Here is a 22,169-nt window from a genome sequence, read left to right on the forward strand (position 1 = left end):
CGTCCCTCTCAGTCGCGGTCGGGGATTTCGGGGGTCGTCGCCGGGTTGGTAGGGGCCGCCGGGCCGGTTGGCGCCGCCGGTGCTGCTGGTGCCCCCGTAGCCGCCGGAGCCGCCGGCATGATGACGGTGGCGCGTCCGCGAGCCGTGCCGGCCTGCAGAGCAGCCATCACCCGACGCACCTCCTCGGGAGATCGAGGTGTCGGGGTGTCGGTAACTGTCGACCGGGGCTGGGCTGCTGGGGTCTGACGTCGCACCCGGCGGGGCAGGCCGTCCAGCTCGTCGGCCGTCTCGTCGGAGGACGCCGCATCAGCGAGCTCCACGACCGGCGACGTGTCCGAGGTCGGTGCCTCGGTGGACGGGGCGGGCGGGGCTGCGGCGGACGGGGTCGTGGGCCGCCGGGTGCGGGGCACGGCACCCCGGCGAGCCGTCCGAGCCAGCCGCCGGCCCGGGTCGGCCGACACGGCACCCAACGTGGCAGGGTCGGGGCCGGCCGGCGGCTCGGTCGTGACCAGGTCGGTAGGGACCAGCACCACGGCGGTCACCCCACCCTCCCCGGAGGAGCGCAACCGGACCCGTACGCCGTGCCGGGCCGCGAGCCGTGCCACCACGAACAGCCCGAGTCGGGCGCTCTGCGCCGGGTCGAACTCGGGCGAGCTGGCCAGCCGGGTGTTGGCGGTCTCCAGCGCCGCGGCGGACATGCCCAGCCCCTGGTCGGTGATCTCCAGGGCGTACCCGTTGGCCACCTGTTCCCCGGCGACGGCGACCCGGGTGTCCGGCGGGGAGAAGGCGGTGGCGTTCTCGACCAGTTCGGCGAGCAGGTGGATGATGTCGCCGACTGCCCGGCCCAGCACGCCGGCCGGCTGCACGGCGGGAATGTCCACCCGGTCGTACGCCTCGACCTCGGAGATCGCGCCGCGGACCAGGTCGACCATCGCGACCGGGTTTCGCCAACCGCGGCCGGGCGCGGAGCCGGCGAGGATGACCAGGTCCTCGGCGTGCCGGCGGAGCCGGGTTGCCAGGTGGTCGACCTGGAACAGCTCGGCCAGCTCGTCCGGGTCCTCGGCGCGCCGCTCCATCCGGTCCAGCAGGTGCAGCTGACGGTGCACCAGGCTCTGGCTCCGGCGGGCGATGTTGAGGAAGACCTCGTTGAGCCCGCGACGCAGGGTGACTTCGTCCACCGCGGCCTGGACGGCGGTGCGCTGCACCTCGGTGAAGGCCCGCCCGACCTCACCGATTTCGTCGTTGCCGTACTCCAGCGGCGGCGCCTCCCGGGCGACGTCGACCTGCTCGCCCCGACGCAGCCGGGTCACCACGTCCGGCAGGCGGTGCTCGGCCAGCTCGATCGCGGCGGTGCGGACGCCGCTGAGCCGCTGCACCAGGGTCCGACCGACCCGCAGCGCCACCAGCACCGAGACCACCACGGCGACGAGCCCGAGCACGCCGGCTGCGCCGAGCCGCACCAGGATGCGGACCGCCATCGGCACCGAGCGGTCGGTGAGACCGTCGGCCTCGGCCAGCTCGAAGTCGCGCAACTGCTGTTGCACCGCGTCGTGGCTGGCCTGCCAGGCCGTCGCGTCGACCGAAGGCCGACCGGACCGGTTGGGCGCGACCAGCGCATCCTGCATCGTGCGCAGCCGGGTGAACGCCTCGCCCTCGGTCAACCGTTGGTAGGCGACCCGGCTGGTTTCGGGCAGGTCGGCCACGGCGCTGTCGGTAAGCCACCGTTGGTTGCCGATGGCCTGCACGAGCTGGATGTGCTCCCCCTCGGCGAACCGTCCGGCGGCCAGTGCTCCCGCCAGCAGCGCGTCGCTCTGGCCGAGGAGCTCCCGGGAGCGACCCAACGCGGTGAGTGCCAGTGCCTGCCGGTTGAGGTCCGGGTCGCTCAGGGTCGCCATGCCGGCGAACGCCTGGAAGGCCGAGGCGACCATGCCGCTGTACAGGCCGAGCGCACCGGCCCGGTCCATCTTGCGGTCGTCGATGAAGTCCCGGCCGGCCGGCAGCGCCGCCAGGGCGGTGACCAGTTGGTCGACCCGGGCCTCCAGCAGGTCGTCCGCGGCGTCGCGCAGAGCCTCCCCGTCGACCCGGCGGCGTAGCTCGGCGACCGCCCGGTCGGTGCGCTCGCGCTGCTCGACCAGGGCGGGCAGCTCGGTGGTGCCGGCGAGCTGCACCATCGAGAGTCGGCGTTCCCGTTGCAACTCGGTGACCACGGTCTCGCCGGGGCGACCCAGGTCGTACAGCAGGGTGCGGGCGGAGAGCAGATTCAGGGCGGGACCGAAGGTCAGCGTGGTCGCGAAGATCCACAGTGCCAGGAGCGCGGTCACCGGCGCGACGACCAACGCGGTCAGCTTCGAGCGGATCGGCCAGTCGCGGGTTCTCATCAGACCTCGCCCGTACAGGGGTGGCAGGAGGGGTGCCGGCACCGCCGGGCAACGCGCCCGGCCGGCTGTGTGCCCGGCCGTGACGCCGGGCACCGGCGCGAGCGCCTTGGGCAGGATACGTAATCGAGGGCCGTTGCACTACCGCCTGTCGCGCCGACATCGACGCTCCGGGAGCCGCTCCGGGGCAACGGCGAACGCCCCGCCGGCGGACCGGCGGGGCGTTCGTCGTGCTGCGGGACGGATCAGGCGTTGTCGGCGATGCCGAGCCCTTCGGCGACCCGCCGGCCGTAGGCGTCGTCGCACTGGCTGAAGTGCCAGACCATCTTCTCCTGGATGTGCTTGTCGCACTGACCCAACAGGTTGATCATGTTTTTCACCAGGTCGTCGCGCTCCCACTGCGGCATGGTGCGGAAGCGCTCACCGGCCTGGGCGTAGTTGTTCTGCCGCTCGATCGGCGCCCGCATGACCTGGCCCGAGACGAACGGGCGGTACTCCCGGTACGACTCGTCGGCCTGTTGGAGACCGGCCACGGACGACGGCTCGAAGTTGATGTGCGGGTTACCGCCCCGGTTGTCCACCCCGTACGACATCTGGCCGCCGTCCTGGTTGGTGTTCACCTGGACGTCCTCGCGCGGAGCGTTGATCGGCAGCTGGAGGTAGTTCGGGCCGACCCGGTAGCGCTGGGCGTCCGAGTAGGAGAACGTCCGCCCGACCAGCATCTTGTCGTCGGAGAAGTCGAGGCCGTCGACCAGCACGCCGGTGCCGAACGCGATCTGCTCGTTCTCGTTGTGGAAGTTGCTGACGTTGCGGTTGAGCGTCATCATCCCGACCGGGCGCAGCGGGAACGCGTCCTCCGGCCAGGTCTTGGTGTCGTCCAGCGGGTCGAAGTCCAGCTCCGGGTGCTCGTCGTCGCTCATGATCTGGACGTTGAGCTCCCACTGCGGGCACTCGCCGCGCTCGATCGCCTCGTAGAGGTCCTTGGAGGCGTGGCCCAGCTCGCCCGCCTGGATGGCGGCGGCCTGCTCCTCGGTCAGCGACTCGATGCCCTGCTGCGACTTCCAGTGGTACTTGACCAGCACGCCCTCGTCGGCGGCGTTGACCATGCGGTACGTGTTCACGCCGAAGCCGTCCTGCGTCCGGTAGTTGGCCGGGATACCGCGTGGGCTGAACAGCCAGGTCAGCATGTGCATCGACTCGGGGGTGTTGGCCATGAAGTCGAAGATCCGGTTCGGCTCCTGACGGAAGGTCACCGGGTCCGGCTTCAGCGAGTGGATGACATCGGGGAACTTGATCGCGTCCCGGATGAAGAAGACCGGGAGGTTGTTGCCGACCAGGTCCCAGTTGCCGTCCTCGGTGCGGAACTTCACGGCGAAGCCACGCGGGTCGCGGGTGGCTTCGGAGGAGTCCCGGCCGCCGATGACGGTGGAGAACCGGAGGCTCACCGGGGTCTTCGTGCCCCTGGTCTGGAACAGCTTGGCCCGGGTGTACGTCGCGGCCGGCTCATCGCCGATGGCCCCGTACGCCTCGAACTCGCCGTGCGCGACGAAACCGCGCGCGTGCACCACCCGCTCCGGGATCCGCTCCCGGTCGAAGTGGCTGATCTTCTCGAGGAAGTGGTAGTTCTCCAGCGTCGCGGGGCCGCGCGAGCCGACCGTCCGCTGCTGCTGGTTGTTGTGCACGGGGTGACCCTGCCGGGTGGTGAGGATCGGCTTGCTGGTCTGTGGGTGCATCACCCCACCCAAGCGCGTTTTCTGGAACGAGTCAAGTTTTAGCCGTGCCCCGGGCTGTGGCCCTCGTCATCACCCCCGCACGAAACCACGTCTGCCGACCCCGGAACGCGAATCGGGCGAGGAAAGTCCCCCGGATCGGGATTGGCGATCAGTGCGCGGAGGGAATACCAGGTGACGAAGGAGGAGCCCATGTCGCCCACGCAGGTAATCGTCATAGTGCTCGTCGTGCTGGTGATCGTCGCGGTGCTGGCCCTGGCCGCCCGCGCGCTCAGCCGCCGCCGCGCGCTGCGCAACCGGTTCGGGCCGGAGTACGACCGGGTGGTGGCGGAGCAGGACAGCCGGTCCGCCGCGGAGCGCGAACTGCGCGACCGGGAACGCCGGCACGCCGAGCTCACGCTCACCCCACTCAGCCCGGAGTCCCGGGCCCGCTACAGCGCCGCCTGGGAGGAACTCCAGGTCCGCTTCATCGACTCGCCCGGCGAGACCGTGGGCGACGCGGACGAACTGGTCACCCGGCTCATCGAGGAGCAGGGTTACCCGACCGGGGACTTCTCCGACCAGATCGCCCACCTCTCCGTCGAGCACGCCCGCACGCTGACCAACTACCGGGACGCGCACGAGATCCACCTGCGCAACTCCCGGGGCGAGGCCAGCACCGAGGAGCTACGGCAGGCGGTCGTGCACTACCGGGCGCTCTTCGCCGACCTGCTCGGCGAGGAGCCGGTCGGTCACCATACGCCCGAACAGCGCCACCACCCGGACCACGACGCCACGAGCCGCTGAGGAGGCCCATCAATGCGCCAGGAAGAGCAGCAGGTGAGCAACGACCACCCGGAGGCCGTCCGGTCCGCGCCCGTCCCGGTACCGCCGTCAGGCGACCGGGCCGGCCGCTCGGACGTACCCGAGGACGCCCTCGACGAGCGGGGCACCTTCGACGACCAGACCGACGGCCCCGAGCGGACGAACCGCACCGAACCGGATGCCATGCACGACACGGCTGACGACGAGCGGGCCGACGACTCCGATCCGCGCCACCCGCGGGACGACCGGTCCACCGACGAGGGCGGTTTCAACGAGCCGGGGCCACTGCCGACGGTGTTCGGCGCCACCACGGTGGCCGACGCGGTAGCCGCCTCCGCGCTGGCCAGCCCCAACCCGCAGGACCAGCCGGACCCCCGGGCCGAGCGGACGGCCCAGCCGGACGACGGTGTCGACGGCGGCGAGCGGGTGGGTCTGCGGGCCGACCCCACGGCCGAGTTGCACCGCCGCGACACGGACGTCGATGCCGACGGCCACGTCGATGACGACGACCACGTCGATGACGACGACCACGTCGATGACGACGACCACGTCGATGACGACGACCACGTCGATACGGTTGGCTACGGCAGCGCGACACCGGACATGGTCGATCCGGACGCGGACGGCGAGCCGGTCACCACCGCCGGCACGGCAACCTCGCTGGAGTCGGCCGGGACGTCCCGAGACGCCGGGTCGACCGTCGCGGCGGAGCCGGCCACCCTCCTGGACGCGGACACCGCGCAGGGATTCCAGGACCGTTGGCGGGACGTGCAGCTGCGTTTCGTGGACGATCCGCAAGCCGCAGCCGGCGAGGCACAGTCGCTGGTGGAAGAGGCGATCCAGGCGCTCGCCTCGGCCCTGGCCGCGCAGAAGAACACGCTGGGCGGATGGCAGGACACCGGCTCGGCGGACACCGAGGAACTGCGGATGGCGGTACGCCGCTACCGGGACTTCCTGGACCGCGTACTGGGTCGCTGAGCGACGCACCCGAAGACGCCCCGGCCAGTCGGCCGGGGCGTCTTGGTGTCGGTGATCGGTGGTGTCTGACCGATTCGACAACCGGGAGTGAAACCGTGCGTACGGGGTAATACGGCGCGCGCGTTCCACCACGGGTCAGCGGGACGAAGGGTGACGGGGATGGACGATGGTGGCGGTCTTCGCCTGAACATGAACGGCCTGGACTACCTCATCCTGGGTCTGTACTTCGTCACCGTCCTCGGGGTCGGCTTCGCCGCGCGTCGGGCGATCCGGACCAGCGTCGACTTCTTCCTCTCCGGCCGTTCCCTGCCGGCCTGGGTGACCGGTCTCGCCTTCGTCTCAGCGAACCTGGGCGCGTTGGAGATCATCGGGATGGCCGCGAACGGGGCCCAGTACGGTGCCATGACGCTGCACTACTACTGGATCGGCGCGGTCCCGGCGATGGTCTTCCTGGGCATCGTGATGATGCCCTTCTACTACGGGTCGAAGGTCCGCAGCGTGCCGGAGTACCTGCGGCTGCGCTTCAACCGCCCCACCCACCTGTTCAACGCGCTCAGCTTCGCCGTCGCCCAGGTGCTGATCGCCGGGGTGAACCTCTACGCGCTGGCCCTGGTCATGCAGGCACTGCTCGGCTGGCCGCTCTGGACGGCGGTCGTGGTCGGCGCGGCGATCGTGCTGGCGTACATCACCATCGGTGGTCTGTCCGGGGCGATCTACAACGAGGTGCTCCAGTTCTTCGTCATCCTGGCCGGTCTCATCCCGGTCACCGTGATCGGCCTGGTCAAGGTCGGCGGAGTGAACGGCCTGATGGACGCGGTGCGCGACTCCAAGCTCGGTGAGGCCGGGCTGCACACGTGGCAGGACACCGCGAGCACCGCAAACCCCCTCGGCGCGCAGTGGATCGGCATCGTCTTCGGCCTCGGCTTCGTACTCTCGTTCGGCTACTGGACGACGAACTTCGCCGAGGTGCAGCGCGCCCTCTCGGCGAAGAACATGAGCGCCGCCCGGCGTACGCCGATCATCGCCGCGTACCCGAAGCTGTTCATCCCCCTGGTCACGGTGATCCCCGGCCTGGTGGCCCTCGTCACCGTGAAGGGTCTCGGCGCGGAGAGCGGCGACCTGCAATACAACAACGCGATCCCGCTGCTGATGCGCGACCTGCTCCCCAACGGTGTGCTCGGGGTGGCGGTCACCGGCCTGCTCGCCTCGTTCATGGCCGGCATGGCAGCCAACGTGAGCGGCTTCAACGCCGTCTTCACCTACGACATCTGGCAGGCGTACATCCGTCCCGGCCGGTCGGACGAGTACTACCTCCGGATCGGCCGGTGGGCGACGGTCGCCGCCGTGGTGGTCGGGATCGGCACCGCGTTCATCGCGGCCGGGTTCAGCAACATCATGAACTACATCCAGGCGCTCTTCTCGCTGTTCAACGCGCCGCTGTTCGCCACGTTCATCATCGGCATGTTCTGGAAGCGGATGAGCGCCCTGGCCGGCTTCTGGTCGTTGCTGTTGGGCACCCTGGCGTCGCTGGTGACGTATCTGCTCTACAAGGGCGGGGTGATCGGCTTCAACTCCGACCTGGAGGAGAGCTTCTGGGGCGCCGGCATCGCGTTCGTCACGGTGGCGATCGTCGCCGTGATCCTCACTCCGCTCACCGCGCCCAAGCGCGACGAGGAGCTGCGCGGGCTGGTGTACGGGATGGGCGGCGTCGACGTGAAGGGCGACGTGCTCGCTGGGGACGCCGTCTGGTACCGGTCCCCCGTGCTGCTCGGTGTGATCGCGGTCGTGCTGGCCGCCCTCTTCTACATCCCGGTCTTCTAGGAAAGGGGTCGGCAGATGGACAACCACAGCCAGCCGGCACAGGATCCGCTGATCGACGAGGCGCAGGCGGAGCAGCGGCGGTCCGCCGCGGCCCGGCTGTTCGACATCCGCCGGGTGATCGGCGGGCTCTTCGTCGCGTACGGGATCATCGTGACCTTGATCGGCGTCTTCGACAGCCGGGCTGAGATCGACAAGGCCGAGGGTGTACGGATCAACCTGTGGGCGGGGTTGGCGATGCTCGTCTTCGGCCTGCTCATGCTGCTCTGGCAGTGGCTGCGCCCGGCGGAACCGCCGGCCCCCAACGAGCAGCAGCCCGGCACCTGAGGGCCGGTCCGTGCGGCATGAGCGCGGCACCAGGGGGTACGCGAGGGAAATCAGGCACCGTGTCGGACCCAGGAGGCAGCACCATGACCGATCGCGATCGCCAACCGCCGTTGGAGGACAGCCCGGAGGTGGCCTCGGCGGTGGATGATGACGCCAGCGTCCCGCAGCTGCGGACCGGCGGTGGCCCGGACCGGGACACCCCGGCCTTCTCCGAGCCCCGCAGCCGGCCGGACGACCTCGCGCCGGGCACCGACGAGCTGATCGGTGACCCCTACGCTGCCGGCACCGGGGCGACCGGCACCGGCACCGGCGCTGGCGGGGACAACATCCGCACCGGGGCGGAGCAGCCCTGGGAGCCGGAGGACCTGGTGATGGCCCGCGGGCAGGACCTCACTCCGGAGAACCTGGACAAAGCCCGCCGCGACCTGGCCGAGCAGGGTCGGGCGGCGATCGAGCGCACCGTGCCCTGACCGGGCACGAGGGGGGTCCCCGACCCGACCGTGATGGTCGGGCCGGGGACCCGGGGGAACCTGCCGCCGGCGGTGCCTCACCTACCGCCGGCGGCGGGTGGTTGCGGAAGCGATCCGGTCAGAGCGCCGGGTACGCGTTGCGCATGAGCTCCTGGAACTGGGCGGAGAACCACGCGCCGGAGATCGGCGCGTTCGCCAGCGCTCCGGACGGGTTGTTGCCGTTGCGGGCGTTGCCGCCGTACGTCGGGTCACACATCCGGTCGAAGCCCTTGCCCTCGTTGTTCGGGATCTCCTTGCTGGAGCCGTCGGACTCACCCGGCGGCTTCACCCAGACGTAGGCGTCGATGCCGGGCTCCGGGTTGGCCCGGGGACGCTCGCCGAGGCCGGCACCGGACTGGTTGCACCAGTTGCCGAGGTGGCCCCGTCGGTCGATGCGGCCCCCGTTGACATACGTGTCGACACTGGTCGTCGCGCCCGGTCCGGTGGGCCGCGCGGAGCCACCCCAGCCGTTGCGGGACGTGTCGATCAGCATGCCGATGCCGGAGTTGAAGCCGATCGAGACGAGCTTGTCGCGGAACGCCTGGGCAAACGACAGCTCGTCGACGTAGTAGTTCCAGTCGACCCACTTGGACTGCCGCACCGTCTGGCCGTTCACGTTGTCGGTGACCTTGAAGTACGGCTCGCGCAGCGCCGAGTAGTTCGCCGTGTTGACGATGAACCCGTGCACGTTGTTGACCGTGCTGCCGGAGGCGACCGCGGCGGTCTTCAGGATGTCGGCGGTCGGGCCGAAGTTGGTGTCCCAACCGAGCCAGCCGTGGTGGCCGGCGTCGATGTAGTTGTAGACGTTGCCGATCGAACCGAGCTTGGCGAGGGCGTAGCCGACACCGTTGACGTACGCGCCGTTGGCCTTGACCGTGTCGCACATGACCGTGCCACCGGCCTGACCGGAGGTGTTGGTGATCAGGTTCGGCAGCGAGTCGATCTCGATGACGTTGATGATCCGCAGGCTGCTGTACTTCGACTCACCCTGGATCGCGGCGATCGGGTCGATGTACTCGGCCTTGTACCGGGGCAGCTCGTTCGGGCCCAGCTCACCGTTGGAGGCGAGCGCGGAGCAGTCCCGGCCGGGCAGGTTGTAGATCACGAACTGGATGTACCCGGCGCCCTGACGCAGCGCCTCGTCCAGGTGCTGACGCACCCCGAAGGCGCCGTTGGAGCTGCTGTCCGGCGTGCCGTTGATCGCGGCGATCCGGTCCAGCCAGACGGCGGTGGGGTTGTTGGAGACCCGACTGCCGCCGGACTCGGCGTCCGCCTTGGCCTTCCACTCCGGGTTCACGTACCCGCGCACCCCGGCGTAGGGGTTGTCGACCTTGGTGCCGGGCGGCGGGGTGGTGGGCGGAGGCGTGGTCGGCGGGGGCGTGGTCGGCGGGGGCGTGGTCGGCGGCGGGGTCGTGGGCGGCGGGGTCGTGGGGCTGCCGCCGTTGCAGACCACGCCGTTCACGGTGAACGACGTCGGCTTGGGGTTGCTGCCGCTCCACGCGCCGTTGAAGCCGAGGCTCGTCGACGCACCGGTGGCGAGGTTGCCGTTGTAGGACAGGTTGCGCGCGGTCACCTGGCTGCCGGACTGACTGAACTCGGCCGACCAGCCCTGCTGCACCCGCTGACTGGAGTTGGGGAAGGTCCAGCTCAGCGTCCAGCCGTTGATCGGGTCACCGAGGTTCTTGATGGTGACGTTCCCGGTGAAGCCGCCGGGCCAGTCGTTGGTCGTGTAGGCGACGTCGCACTGCGTCGCGGCCTGCGCCGCGGTAACCGGGATCATCACCATGCCGCTGGCGACCAGGACGCCCGCGCCGGCGAGCGCTAGGCCCCGGCGTGGGCCGGACAGCCTTCTCCACACATTCATGCCACTGATCTCCTTGGGCGAGACCGGGCTCGCATACGGCCCGGCGAGACGGCCCGGTGGGCGTCCTGCACGGACGGCCGCCGGCACCAACAGGATTCTTCGGGGTGCCCGACCCGGACGGGCATTGGTGGTGGTGGCGCATGACCGGCGCAACGACCGGTCGATCTGCGGCGGGACGTCGCCCGGTGAACCGGTGCCCTCGACTCCCCTGCCTGCGCGGTTTGGCTTCCCGAACCGCGTGCGCCGATTCTCGCATGGGAGCGCTTCCATGGCAATGGCTCGATGCGTTGGCGGGCGGACGGCCAACCCGAACCCGTTTCGGACGATACCCCCGAGCGCGCCCGACCGGCACGTGCGAGACCGGCACCGCCGCTACCGGATGAGCCAGGCAGGCGGGGAACGGCGAGCACCGAACACCGTGGGCCGCGCCTAAAGACGTTCGGCGCCCGAGACGACGTGTGACACGGCGGAAAGCCGCGTAGCACCCCTTCATCTCTTACTTGGCCCAAAGGTTAAAACGCGAATCTTTCACTTCATAAGTCGTGAAACGGTCTAACGTCGGTCTTAGCTCGGTTGTCGCCGGGCTCAGGACAACAGGGATGGAGTGACGCAGGTCATGGCTAAGAAGATGCTCGGGAAAGTCGTTGCGGGTGCTGCGCTCGGCGGCGCATCGCTTCTGGTGTTCGCGCCGGGGATCGCGTTCGCCGACGGCCACAACGACGGCAAGGTCTACGCCAAGCCGCACGTCGTCAAGGCCGGCGACGAGGTCAAGCTCCTCGAGATCTGCCCGGATCGGCAGGAGCACGCGTACGTGTGGTCCAAGGTCACCGGCAAGGTCAAGCTCAAGCCGGCCGACGAAGACCGGGGCGAGGACCGCGAGTGGCGCGAGGAGGACTCCAAGGGCCACGAGGGCAAGGACGAGAACGGCAAGGACGAGCACGGCAAGGACGACAAGGGCAAGGACGAGAACGGCAAGGACGAGCACGGCAAGGACGACAAGGGCAAGGACCACGAGGGCAAGGACGAGAACGGCAAGGACGAGCACGGCAAGGGCGAAGACGGCAAGGGCGAAGACGGCAAGGACAAGCCGCAGCCGCCCGCCGCCCAGCCCGGCGGCCAGGGTGGCGGCGCTGCCGCCGACGCCCATGGCGACGAGGACAGCAAGGACTGGAAGGGCGAGGAGCACAGCCAGGACGCCGAAGACAGCCGCGACAAGAAGGACTCGGACTCCAAGGACGAAGGCAAGAAGGACTGGGAGTCCAAGGACGAAGGCAAGAAGGACTGGGAGTCCAAGGACGAGGGCTCGAACGAGTACGGCTCGGACAAGGGCTGGGAGAACAAGGGCCACGGCTCCGACGAGTACGGCTCGGACAAGAGCTGGGAGTCCAAGGACGAAGGCTCGAACGAGTACGGCTCGGACAAGAGCTGGGAGTCCAAGGACGAAGGCTCGAACGAGTACGGCTCGGACAAGGGCCGGGAGTCCAAGGACGAGGGCTCGAACGAGTACGGCTCGGACAAGGGCTGGGAGAACAAGGGCCACGGCTCCGACGAGTACGGCTCGGACAAGAGCTGGGAGTCCAAGGACGAGGACGAGCGCGGCTCCGACAAGGGCTGGGAGAAGGAGCGCGAGTTCGTCTACTACGGCGAGGCCAAGGTCGACGAGGACGCGAAGCCGGGTCGCTACGAGCTCAAGGGCTCGTGCGGCGAGGGCGAGCTCGTCGTGCTGCCGCACGGCGGTGTCGACGGTGGTGACGGTGGCGCCAGCACCGGCACCGACCGTGGCCTGGCCACCGGCGGGGCGAGCGTGCTCGGCGCTGCCGCGCTGGGCGGGATCGTGCTGATGCGTCGTCGGCGGACCGATGGTTCGCTCGTCTGACGTGACGACGACACGGGCCGGCGGCCGTCACGGGAGACCGTGGCGTGCCGCCGGCGCGGCCGTCGTCGTCACCATGGCCATGATTGGCGCCGGCATGATCGGCGCCGCCCTGAAGACCACGCCCGCTCCCCGACCGCCGCAGCCGCTGGCCCAGGCCGGTCCCGAGGTCACCGGGGGGTCCACCGCAAATGACGCTCCGGCGATCGACGGGCAGCCCGTCGGCCAGGGGGACCCGCCAGCCGGGCTGGCCCGTTCGGCACCGACCAGCATCGAGATCCCCCGGATCGGTGTCGACGCGACGATCATGTCGTTGGGCACCAACCCGGACGGCACCGTCCAGGTTCCCCCGCTCGAACAGGCCGAGCAGGCCGGTTGGTACGAGCCCGGCGCGAGCCCCGGCGAGACCGGCAACGCGGTGATCGTCGGGCACGTGGATTCGGCGGTGCTCGGCCCGGCCGTCTTCTTCGACCTCGGCGCTCTCACCCCCGGCGACACCGTCATTGTGCGGCGGACCGACGGACTGGCGGCCACCTTCAAGGTCGACTCGGTGAAGTCGTACCCGAAGACCGCCTTCCCCACCGAGTTGGTGTACGGACCCAGCGACCGGCCCAGCCTGCGGGTGGTCACCTGCGGCGGCCAGTTCGACAAGGCCGCCAAGAGCTACCCGGACAACGTGGTCGTCTTCGCCACCCTGGTGGCGTGACCCGCGACGAACGAACGCGGCCCGGCCGGTCGGGGTGACCCGATCGGCCGGACCGCGTCCGGCGTACCTGACTCAGGCGGCTGCGGAGGTCCGCACCAGGGTGCGGATCTGGCGCAGCAGCACCGACAGGGCGGCGAGATCCGCCCGCGACTCGTCGAACTCCCCCATCGCCCGCCGGGCGCGGTGGATCGAGGTCGCGTTCGACTGCTCCCACTGCTGCACCCGCTCGTGCGGCGGCAGGTCGTCCGGAGTGGAGTCGAGCACCTCCGCGGTGAGCGCGGCCAGCGCGGCGTACAGGTCGTACCGCAGCGCCATCCGGGCCAGCGTCTGCCAGCGGTCCTCCCTCGGCAGCAGGGAGATCTTCGACAGCAGCGAGTCCACCCGGAACAGGTCGGACAGCACGAAGTAGACCGAGGCCACCTCGCCGACGTCCCGTCCGCTGCTGTTCGCCGTCTCCACCACGTCCATCAGGCCGAAGCTGTACATCAACCGGGTCGCCCGCTCCGCCAGCTCGCGGGGCAGCCCACGCTCGGTCATCGAGTCCATGTGCGCGACGATGCCCTGCCGCTCGTTGCCGTAGAACAGCTCCTCGAGCCCTGGCAGCAACCGAGCGACCCCGTCGCGCAGCCGGGCAATCTCGGCCGGCACGTCGATCGGCGAGCGCCGGTTGGAGACCAGCCACCGCACCGCCCGGTCGAGCAACCGGCGGGTGTCCAGGTAGACGCTGGTCTGCAGCTCCGGCGCAACCTTGTTGTCCAGCGCCTCGACCGCGTCCCACAGGTCGCGCAGGCCGAACACCTCGCTGACCACCACGTAGGCCCGGATCACGTCCGCCGCGCTGGCCGCGGTCTCTTCGACCACCCGGAAGATGAACGAGATGCCACCTCGGTTGATCGCCTCGTTGACGAGCACGGTGGTGACGATGTCCCGGCGCAGCCGGTGCCGGCCCATCCGGTCGGCGAACCGCTCGCGCATCGGCGTCGGGAAGTAGTTGACCAGGACCTCGGTCGTCCACTCCTCGTCGGCCAGACCCTCGGTGAGGATCTCCCGCTCCAGAACGATCTTCACGTACGCGAGCAGCACCGCGAACTCCGGCGCGGTCAGGCCGGATTCGTTGCGGACCGCCAGTTCCTCGTCCGGCGGCAGCGCCTCCAGCGACCGGTCCAACGCACCCGAGCGCTCCAGCTCGTTGATCATCCGCCGGTGCACCGGGAGCAGCGAGGCGGCCTGGGCCTGGGCGTTGTTGATCGCCCGAGCCTGGTCGTAGTTGTCCCGCAACACCAGCTCGGCGACCTCATCGGTCATCCCGGCCAGCAGCTCGTCCCGGTCGGCCGTGGTCAACTCCCCGTCGGCCACGGCGGTGTTCAGCAGGATCTTGATGTTCACCTCGTGGTCGGAGGTGTCCACCCCGGCCGCGTTGTCGATGAAGTCGGAGAAGATCCGGCCACCGGTCAACGCGTACTCGATCCGGCCGAGCTGGGTCCAGCCCAGGTTGCCGCCCTCGCCCGCCACCCGGCAGCGCAGGTTGCGCCCGTCCACCCGGATCGCGTCGTTGGACTTGTCGCCCACCTCGGCGTTGGTCTGCGTCGACGCCTTGACGTAGGTGCCGATGCCACCGTTCCAGAACAGGTCCACCGGAGCGGTGACGATCGCCTTCATCAGCTCCTGCGGCGAGAGCTGCGTGACGTCGTCGTCCAGGCCGATCGCCGCCCGGACCTGCGGCGTGATCGGGATGGACTTCGCGGTACGCGGGAAGATGCCGCCGCCAGCCGAGATCAGCTCCGGGTTGTAGTCCTCCCACGAGGACCGGGGCAGGTCGAACAACCGCCGACGCTCCGCGTACGAGGTGGCCGCGTCCGGCTCCGGGTCGAGGAAGATGTGCCGGTGGTCGAAGGCCGCCACCAGCCGGATGTGCTCGGAGAGCAGCATTCCATTGCCGAACACGTCACCGGACATGTCGCCGACGCCGACCACCGTGAAGTCCTGGGTCTGGGTGTCCAGGCCCAACTCCCGGAAGTGCCGCTTGACCGACTCCCAGGCGCCCCGGGCGGTGATGCCCATCTTCTTGTGGTCGTAGCCGGCCGAACCGCCGGAGGCGAACGCGTCGCCCATCCAGAAGTTGTGGGCCTTGGAGATCTCGTTGGCGATGTCGGAGAACGTCGCCGTGCCCTTGTCCGCCGCCACCACCAGGTACGGGTCGTCGCCGTCGTGCCGGACCACATCCTCCGGCGGCACGATCTGCCCGCTGACGATGTTGTCGGTGACGTCCAGCATCGCGCCGACGAACTCCTGGTAGCAGGCGACCGCCTCGTCCCGGTCGCCCGGCTTCTGCTTCAACACGAAGCCGCCCTTGGCGCCCACCGGCACGATCACGGTGTTCTTCACCATCTGCGCCTTGACCAGGCCGAGCACCTCGGTGCGGAAGTCCTCCCGACGGTCCGACCAGCGCAACCCGCCCCGGGCCACCGGCCCGAACCGCAGGTGCACACCCTCGAACCGGGGCGAGTAGACGAAGATCTCGAACTTCGGTCGCGGCGCCGGCAGGTCCGGGATGGTCTGTGGGTCGAGCTTGAACGCCACGTACGCCTTCGGCCGCCCGTTGGCGCGCCTCTGGTAGAAGCTCGTCCGCAGGGTCGCTTCGATCAGCGTCAGGTACGAGCGCAGGATCCGATCCTGGTCGAGGCTCGCCACGTCGTCCAGCGCACCCCGGATCGTCTCCACCAGCTCACCACTGCGCTGCTGACGTTGCTCGGCACTGAGCCCGCCCGGCGCGAACCGGGTCTCGAACAGCTCCACCAACAGCGCGGCGATCTTCGGGTAGGCGATGAAGGTCTGCTCCATGTAGTCCTGTGAGAAGACCGTGCCAGCCTGCCGCAGATACTTCGCGTACGCCCGCAGCACCACCACCTGCCGCCAGGTCAGCCCGCCCCGCAACACCAGCTCGTTGAACCGGTCCACCTCGGCCTCACCGCGCCAGGCCGCCGCGAACGCGTTCTCCACGTGCGGGCGCACCTCGGACAGCTCGTGGTGCCCCTCGGGCAGCATGAGGCCGAAGTCGTACAGGTAGACCCGACCGTCGATCCGGTCCACCTCGTACGGGTGCTCGTCGACGACCCGTACGCCGAGTGAGTGCAGCACCGGCAGCACGGCGGAGAGCATCATCGGTTCGCCGTACCGGTAGACCTTGAACCGGACGTCCATGGCCTCGGCCAGGTCCGCACCGGGAACCCGGGTGCCGGGTCGGGGCGCGAGCTGCTTGCGGAACAGGTGCATTTCCAGCTGGCCGGGCTCCTCCAGCAGCTCCAGCTTCGCCAGGTCCTTCATCGCCTCGTACGGCGTGTGCCCGTCCTTGTAGCCCTCCGGAAACGCGTCGGCGTACCGGGTGAACAGGTGCTTGGCCTGCTCGTCGCCGAGCTTGCGCTCCAGCACCAGCCGGTAGTCGTCGTCCCAGAGCCGGGTCGCGTCGGCCAACTCCTCGGCCAACAGGTCGGCGTCGATGTCGCCGGGCGGCCGGGTCGGGTCGGTACGGACGATGAAGTGCACCCGAGCCAGCATCGACTCGGTGACCCGGGTGGTGTAATCCACCCCGACACCGTTCAGCTCACGCAGCAGGATGTCCTGCATCCGTAGCCGGTTCTGCGTGGTGAACCGGTCCCGGGGCAGATAGATCAGGCAGGAGATGAACCGTCCGTACGCGTCCCGACGCAGGAACACCCGCAGCTGCCGGCGGCCGGCCATCCGCAGCACACCGATGACCGCGTGGTACAGGTCGTCGGTCTTGATCTGGAACAGCTCGTCGCGCGGGTAGGTCTCCAGGATCTGGATCAGATCCTTGCCGGAGTGGCTGCGCTGACTCAGACCGGAGCGGTCCAGCACCTCGGCCACCTTGCGGCGTACCACCGGCAGCTCGCGGACGCTGGTCCGGTAGGCGGCCGTGGAGAACAGGCCCAGGAAGCGCCGCTCGCCGATCACCTCGCCGTCGGAGTTGAAGACCTTGAAGCCGATGTAGTCCAGGTATGCCGAGCGGTGCACGGTTGCCCGCGAGTTGGCCTTGGTGATGATGAGAAGGCGCTTTTCCAGCACCTTCTCATGCGCCTCGGGCGTCATTGACGCCAGCGACCGCGCCTCCGGCGAATCGGAGCGCAGGATGCCCAGACCGGTGCCGAGCACCGCCTCCAACGCCTTGCCGTCGACGGGGTCGGTGGCGTCACCGCCGGGGACGTCCACCAACCGGTACTCGCGGTAGCCGAGGAAGGTGAAGTGGTCGTGCGCGAGCCAGCGCAGCAGTTCCACCGAGTCCGTGATGTCCTTCTCCGGCACCGGTGGGCGGTTGTCGGAGGTGCGGGCCGAGGCCAGCTCGTCGGCGAGCGCGAGGGCACGCTGACGCATCTTCGGCCAGTCCTCCACCGCCTCCCGCACATCGGTGAGCACCCGCTGCAACTCGCGGCGCAGCCGGTCCCGCTCAGCCGCGTCCCGGACCGGGTCGATCTCGACCCGCATCCAGCTCTCGATGATGTCACCGGCGATCGCGTCGTCCGGCTCCACGTCCGCGGAGACCTCGGTGAGCCGGCCCAACGGCTCACGCCGGACCACCACGAGCGGGTGCACCAGCAGGTGCACATCCAGGTGGTACGAATTGAGCAGCGCGGTCACCGAATCGACCAGGAATGGCATGTCGTCCGTGACGATCTCGACGACGGTGTGATGCTGGTCCGCGTGCGGTTCGTGGATCCGCAGCTTCAACTCGCCAGGCACCCGCTGCTGGGCGAGGTCCCGGTGCGCCCGGGCCGCGTCGAGCATTTCTTCCGCCGTGAAGCCGACCAGCTCCTCGTCCGGGGCGAACCGCCAGAAACGGCCGACAAGTGTCGCCGCGTCATGGTCGTCCCCGGCGAGCGCGACAGCCTGGGCCACCAGGCGCTCCGCGTTGGGAACTGGTTCGTCGAGCTCGGCGTCCTCCACGTCGTCGGCCAACGCCTCAGCGGGCAGGCCCAGATCGTAGAGGGTGTCGATGCTCGACCCCGTCAGCCCGGTGACGCCCGTGTCGAGCCGGCCGTAGCCGTCCCCGTCGGTCGCCGAATCGAAGCTGTCGTCATCCCGGCCGGAGTCATCCTGCCGGAGGTCGGGTTCCGGTTTGATCGCCGGACGCCGGTCCATCGGTGCCACTCCCCTCGACCCACCGCGTTGTGGGTCACTCTGCCGCCCAGCCTAGGCCCTGCCGCTCTGCGCCTTCGTCGGCGGACCACTGACCAGACGTCCGGATCGGGACTTTGTCCTTTCACCCGTTGCGGGTCCGAGGTTGGCCGGCTCCGGGATACCCGCCACGCGATGTTCATCACACGGGTGCGGCCTGTCTTTAGGCGCGGCCGCCCCGCTGCGGGACGCTGCGGACATCGTTCGCGTACTACCGTGCGGAGGCAGCCTGAGATCGGAAGGACCAGCTCCATGCCCCTGTCGTACCCCCGGCCCCACCGGCCGAATCCCGCACGCCGGCTGGTCGCGGCCCTCAGCACGGCGCTGCTGACGGCCGGCGTTCTGGCCGGCTGCTCGGGAGACGACGGGCCGCAGCGCACCGTCGACGCCTTCCTCAGCGGTTGGCGCAGCGGCGATCTCCAGGCGGTCGGCCTGATCAACCCGACCGGCACCAAGCTGCCGGCGGCCGAGGTGACTCGCGAGATCAAGGAACTCTCCGGTGAGCTGGCGGCCACCCCGCCCACGCTGACGCGTCGCGGCGAGCCGAAGGTCGAGGCGGACATCGCGACCGCGACCGTCCAGGTGGAGTGGAACCTGCCCGGTCAGACCCGTTGGGCGTACGACCGGCAGGTACGTCTCGCCCAGGGCGACGGCGACCAGTGGCAGGTGATCTGGGAGCCCAGGGTGCTGCACGAGCAGCTCACCACGGGCGACCGGTTGGCGCTGCGCCGCGACGCCAGCACCCGGGCCGGGGTGCTGGACGCCGCTGGGAACCCGATCGTGACCCCCCGCCCGGTGGTCCGGGTGGGCGTGCAGCCCAACGCTGTCGCCGATCTCAAGAAGCTGGTCAAGGACCTCGACGCGGCGTTCAAGGCGATCCGCCCGGCGCTGGTCCCCGCCGTCGACCTGGCCGACCTGCCCGAGCGGGTGGCCAAGGCCGACCCGGGCGCCTTCGTCGAGGTGGTGTCGCTCCGCGAAGAGGCATACCTGCAGATCAAGCCCCGGATCTACGACCTGCCCGGCACCAAGTTCGTCTCCGACAAGGTCGACCTGGCGCCGACCCGGGAGTTCGCCCGGGCGGTGCTCGGCACGGTCGACCCGGCACAGGCCGACGACCTGACCGCGCACCCCGACCGGTACGTCGTCGGCGACCTGGTCGGGCACGGCGGGCTGCAGGGCCGCTACGACGAGCAACTGCGCGGCGGCCCCGGGCTGACCGTGGTGGTCGAGCGTCCCGCCGAGGGCGGCAAGCTGGAATCCACCGGCACCGAGTTGTTCCGCCGGGAGCCGCAGCCCGGGCAGGCGCTGAAGACCACGCTGGACGTCGCCGTCCAGAACGCGGCCGACGGTGCGCTACGCGCCGAGTCGCGCCGATCCGCGCTGGTGGCGCTTCGGATCAGCGATGGCGCGGTGCTCGCCGCCGCCAACGGCCCCGGACCGGTCGGGGAAAATCTGGCCTTCAACGCCCAGGTGCCGCCGGGCTCCACGTTCAAGATGGTCAGCACACTGGGCCTCCTGGACCGCGGCGCGGTCACTCTGGACGGGCCGGTGGACTGCAAGAAGACCTTCACCGTGGACGGTCGGTCCTTCAAGAACTCGGACAACTTCGAGCTCGGCTCGGTGCCGTTCCGCACGGACTTCGCCAAGTCCTGCAACACCGCGTTCGCCTCGCTGGCACCGAAGCTCGACGGCGACGGGTTGGCCGCCGCGGGCCGCTCGTTGGGCCTGGAGGGTCAGTGGGACCTCGGCACGGACGCCTTCACCGGCAAGGTGTCGACGGGCGGCAGCCTGGCCGAGCAGGCAGCGGCCTCGTTCGGGCAGGGCACCACGCTGGTCAGCCCGCTGGCCATGGCCGGTGCCACCGCCGCCGTCGCCCGTGGCCACTTCGAGCAGCCGAAGCTGCTGATCGACCCGGCGCCGGCCAAGCCAGCCCCGGCGGGTGAGCAGCTCAAGCCAGAATCGGTCGCTGCGCTGCGCGCGATGATGCGCGAGGTGGTCACCACCGGCACCGGCAGCGCGCTCAAGGACGTGCCCGGCGAGGTCTACGGCAAGACCGGCACCGCCGAGTACGACGACAACCCGGCGAACACCCACGCCTGGTTCGTCGGTTGGCGGGGCGACGTGGCGTTCGCCGTCTTCGTGGAGAAGGGCGGCGCCAGCACGGCCTCAGCCGTCCCGATCGCCGAGCGCTTCCTCCGCGCCCTCCCCACCCCCTGACCACCAGTGCCACTCAAGCGCCTGACCCCGCCTACCGCTCACGCGTTGATCCACTCCGGCTCAATGAAATCGGGGTATCCCGCCAACCGGATACCCCGATAACACCAAAGCCGTGACGATCATGCCCCCGCGCGGGTGGGACGGCCTATGGCCGGGCGGCCCCAGCGGCGTGAGGCCGCACGGACGCAGCCGCGGTAGCCGCGTGGCCGGGCGGGTGGATCAGGCCGTGTCGGCGTTGGGGTGGTCGGCGGCGTCCGGAACGGGCGGCGACGGGCGCCGCAGCATGCCTGGGCCTGCCGACGCGGGTGGGCCGACCGGCTCCCGCTCGGCCGCACCCGGGACGCCGGCCGACCCGGAGTGGCTCGGGCCGAGGATGCCGAGCGGGTCCGACTCCGCCGGGGCCAGGCCACCGAGGGGCAGCCGGCCCGCAACGTCGGCACCGGCGCGCTCGGCCGCACGCACTCCGGAGAGCCCGCCCGGACGCACGCCGGAGGGCTCCTCCGCGCCTTCGCCCGACAGCTCGGCCGGACGCACGCCAGACGGCCCAGCCGCACGCACGGCAGACGGCTCTCCCGCACGCACGCTGGTCAGCTCCACCGCCCGCACACCAGACGGCTCTCCCGCACGCACGTCGGACGGCTCTCCCGCACGCACGTCGGACGGCTCGTCGTCGGCCGTCGAACCGGCATCGACGGAGAAGTCCGGGGCGGCGTACTCAGACTTGTCGCTGGGCGCGGTGCGCGGGCCGTTGAGTCGCTCGCTGGCGGCCGTGTTCCGGCCGTTACCGCGCCGCGGGCCAGGGGTCGTCCGGGCTGACAGCAGCCGGGGCGGCACCGCTTCCGGGGCGGTGACCGGGGCGAGGCCGGCGACCACGGTGTTGACGATCTCGGCCGCGTACGAGCCGTCCGGGTCGTAGTCGGGGTCGAAGACGGTCAGCTCCACGCCGAGGCAGTGCGGGGTGTCGACCAGGCCGGCGAGCAGGATCTCCAGCTCGGCGAAGGCGATCCCGCCCGGGTCGGGGGCGTCCACGGCGGGCATCACCGCGGGGTCGAGCACGTCCACGTCGATGTGCACCCAGTATCCCGCGCAGTCGGCGAGCTGCTCGTGAGCCCACTGTGCCGTCCGGGCGGCGCCTTCGGCACGCAGCGCCGGCACCGGTCGGGTGGTGATCCCGGCGGCCTGGAGATCGAGCCGGTACTCGTCCTGTGCACGAATGCCGAGCACCACCACGTCGATGTCGCGGAAGTAGGGCCGGCGCCCCTCCAACGCGGCCAGGTCGGCCTGCCCGCGCCCGGTGACGAGGGCCAGGTCCTCACCGGCGGCCGCGCCGACGTAGGAGGCGTTGCCGGGGTGCCGGAAGTCGGAGTGCCCGTCGACGAAGACCAGCCCGATCCGCCCGCCGACGGCCTCACCGAGACGGTGCATGGCCAGCGCTGAGCCGAGCAGCACGGAGCAGTCGCCGCCCAGCACCACCGGGAACTCGCCCCGGTCGATGATCGAGCCGATCCGTTCGGCGAGGGCCAGCGAGTAGTCGGCGATCTCCCGGGCGTGGCACACCCCGTCGCCGGGTCGCCAGTCGCCCGGGTCGTACCGGGCCGGGGTGACGCAGCCGGCGTCGCGGGCGCGCAGCCGGGCCAGCAGGTCATGGTCGCGCAGCGCGCCGGGCGCCTTGGCGCAACCGGGGACCGACGTGGACGTCGGCGGCCGCAGACCGAGATTTGTCGGCGCGTCGAGGACGGCGATCCGGCGCATCATGAGCTCCCGTCCTCGGTGGTCGG

12 protein-coding genes and 1 pseudogene are annotated in these 22,169 nt (G+C 70.3%); 8 read left to right on the forward strand and 5 right to left on the reverse strand.

Annotated features, from left to right (window positions below; all coding sequences use genetic code 11):
* Positions 1-8: 8 nt before the first annotated feature.
* Positions 9-2,378 carry a sensor histidine kinase gene (locus tag PCA76_RS26810; RefSeq protein ID WP_272613219.1) on the reverse strand — a complete coding sequence of 790 codons (2,370 nt, stop codon included), beginning with the start codon at positions 2,376-2,378 and terminating at the stop codon, positions 9-11.
* A gap of 242 nt (positions 2,379-2,620) precedes the next feature.
* Entirely contained in the window at positions 2,621-4,108 is a 1,488-nt protein-coding gene (locus PCA76_RS26815; RefSeq protein ID WP_272613220.1) for a catalase, read from the reverse strand.
* A gap of 189 nt (positions 4,109-4,297) precedes the next feature.
* On the opposite strand from PCA76_RS26815, the gene PCA76_RS26820 reads away from it, so the two are divergent.
* The 5 genes from PCA76_RS26820 to PCA76_RS26840 all read left to right on the forward strand — a co-directional run bounded on the left by PCA76_RS26820 (position 4,298) and on the right by PCA76_RS26840 (position 8,502).
* Positions 4,298-4,891, forward strand: coding sequence for a hypothetical protein (locus PCA76_RS26820; protein ID WP_272613221.1), 594 nt, complete (start codon positions 4,298-4,300; stop codon positions 4,889-4,891).
* A 12-nt stretch (positions 4,892-4,903) separates the two neighbouring features.
* Positions 4,904-5,887 carry a hypothetical protein gene (locus PCA76_RS26825; protein ID WP_272613223.1) on the forward strand — a complete coding sequence of 328 codons (984 nt, stop codon included), beginning with the start codon at positions 4,904-4,906 and terminating at the stop codon, positions 5,885-5,887.
* Between the two features lie 159 nt (positions 5,888-6,046).
* Positions 6,047-7,708 carry a sodium:solute symporter family protein gene (locus PCA76_RS26830; protein WP_272613225.1) on the forward strand — a complete coding sequence of 554 codons (1,662 nt, stop codon included), beginning with the start codon at positions 6,047-6,049 and terminating at the stop codon, positions 7,706-7,708.
* Positions 7,709-7,723: 15 nt separating this feature from the next.
* A complete protein-coding gene (locus PCA76_RS26835) occupies positions 7,724-8,032 on the forward strand; it encodes a hypothetical protein (protein WP_272613226.1) in 309 nt (102 codons plus the stop codon).
* Between the two features lie 83 nt (positions 8,033-8,115).
* A complete protein-coding gene (locus PCA76_RS26840; protein ID WP_272613227.1) occupies positions 8,116-8,502 on the forward strand; it encodes a hypothetical protein in 387 nt (128 codons plus the stop codon).
* 118 nt (positions 8,503-8,620) lie between these two features.
* Here PCA76_RS26840 and PCA76_RS26845 read toward each other — a convergent pair whose 3' ends face one another.
* Positions 8,621-10,405, reverse strand: a complete 1,785-nt coding sequence (locus PCA76_RS26845; protein ID WP_272613229.1) for a glycoside hydrolase family 6 protein — start codon at positions 10,403-10,405, stop codon at positions 8,621-8,623.
* Positions 10,406-11,021: 616 nt separating this feature from the next.
* Between PCA76_RS26845 and PCA76_RS26850 the strand changes: the two genes are divergently transcribed.
* On the forward strand, positions 11,022-12,281 hold the full coding sequence (locus tag PCA76_RS26850; RefSeq protein WP_272613231.1) for a hypothetical protein: 1,260 nt from the start codon (positions 11,022-11,024) through the stop codon (positions 12,279-12,281).
* Between the two features lies 1 nt (position 12,282).
* On the forward strand, positions 12,283-12,984 hold the full coding sequence (locus tag PCA76_RS26855) for a class F sortase (protein WP_272613232.1): 702 nt from the start codon (positions 12,283-12,285) through the stop codon (positions 12,982-12,984).
* 72 nt (positions 12,985-13,056) lie between these two features.
* Here the strand turns inward: PCA76_RS26855 and PCA76_RS26860 are convergent, their stop codons facing one another.
* Positions 13,057-18,138 carry an NAD-glutamate dehydrogenase gene (locus tag PCA76_RS26860; RefSeq protein ID WP_272613233.1) on the reverse strand — a complete coding sequence of 1,694 codons (5,082 nt, stop codon included), beginning with the start codon at positions 18,136-18,138 and terminating at the stop codon, positions 13,057-13,059.
* Positions 18,139-18,426: 288 nt separating this feature from the next.
* On the opposite strand from PCA76_RS26860, the gene PCA76_RS26865 reads away from it, so the two are divergent.
* Positions 18,427-20,391: a penicillin-binding transpeptidase domain-containing protein gene (locus PCA76_RS26865; RefSeq protein WP_272613234.1), complete on the forward strand. Its 1,965-nt coding sequence runs from the start codon at positions 18,427-18,429 to the stop codon at positions 20,389-20,391.
* A 788-nt stretch (positions 20,392-21,179) separates the two neighbouring features.
* Here PCA76_RS26865 and PCA76_RS26870 read toward each other — a convergent pair.
* Positions 21,180-22,146, reverse strand: a pseudogene (locus PCA76_RS26870) (arginase family protein); the annotation flags it as partial.
* Positions 22,147-22,169: the final 23 nt, after the last annotated feature.

The organism is Micromonospora sp. LH3U1, assembly GCF_028475105.1.
In the GTDB taxonomy this organism is placed as follows: Bacteria; Actinomycetota; Actinomycetes; order Mycobacteriales; family Micromonosporaceae; genus Micromonospora.

Coding starts and splice junctions, on each gene's coding strand:
- PCA76_RS26810 (WP_272613219.1), bottom strand. CDS start 2,378: ATGAGAACCCGCGACTGGCCGATCCGCTCGAAGCTGACCGCGTTGGTC.
- PCA76_RS26815 (WP_272613220.1), bottom strand. CDS start 4,108: ATGCACCCACAGACCAGCAAGCCGATCCTCACCACCCGGCAGGGTCAC.
- PCA76_RS26820 (WP_272613221.1), top strand. CDS start 4,298: ATGTCGCCCACGCAGGTAATCGTCATAGTGCTCGTCGTGCTGGTGATC.
- PCA76_RS26825 (WP_272613223.1), top strand. CDS start 4,904: ATGCGCCAGGAAGAGCAGCAGGTGAGCAACGACCACCCGGAGGCCGTC.
- PCA76_RS26830 (WP_272613225.1), top strand. CDS start 6,047: ATGGACGATGGTGGCGGTCTTCGCCTGAACATGAACGGCCTGGACTAC.
- PCA76_RS26835 (WP_272613226.1), top strand. CDS start 7,724: ATGGACAACCACAGCCAGCCGGCACAGGATCCGCTGATCGACGAGGCG.
- PCA76_RS26840 (WP_272613227.1), top strand. CDS start 8,116: ATGACCGATCGCGATCGCCAACCGCCGTTGGAGGACAGCCCGGAGGTG.
- PCA76_RS26845 (WP_272613229.1), bottom strand. CDS start 10,405: ATGAATGTGTGGAGAAGGCTGTCCGGCCCACGCCGGGGCCTAGCGCTC.
- PCA76_RS26850 (WP_272613231.1), top strand. CDS start 11,022: ATGGCTAAGAAGATGCTCGGGAAAGTCGTTGCGGGTGCTGCGCTCGGC.
- PCA76_RS26860 (WP_272613233.1), bottom strand. CDS start 18,138: ATGGACCGGCGTCCGGCGATCAAACCGGAACCCGACCTCCGGCAGGAT.
- PCA76_RS26865 (WP_272613234.1), top strand. CDS start 18,427: ATGCCCCTGTCGTACCCCCGGCCCCACCGGCCGAATCCCGCACGCCGG.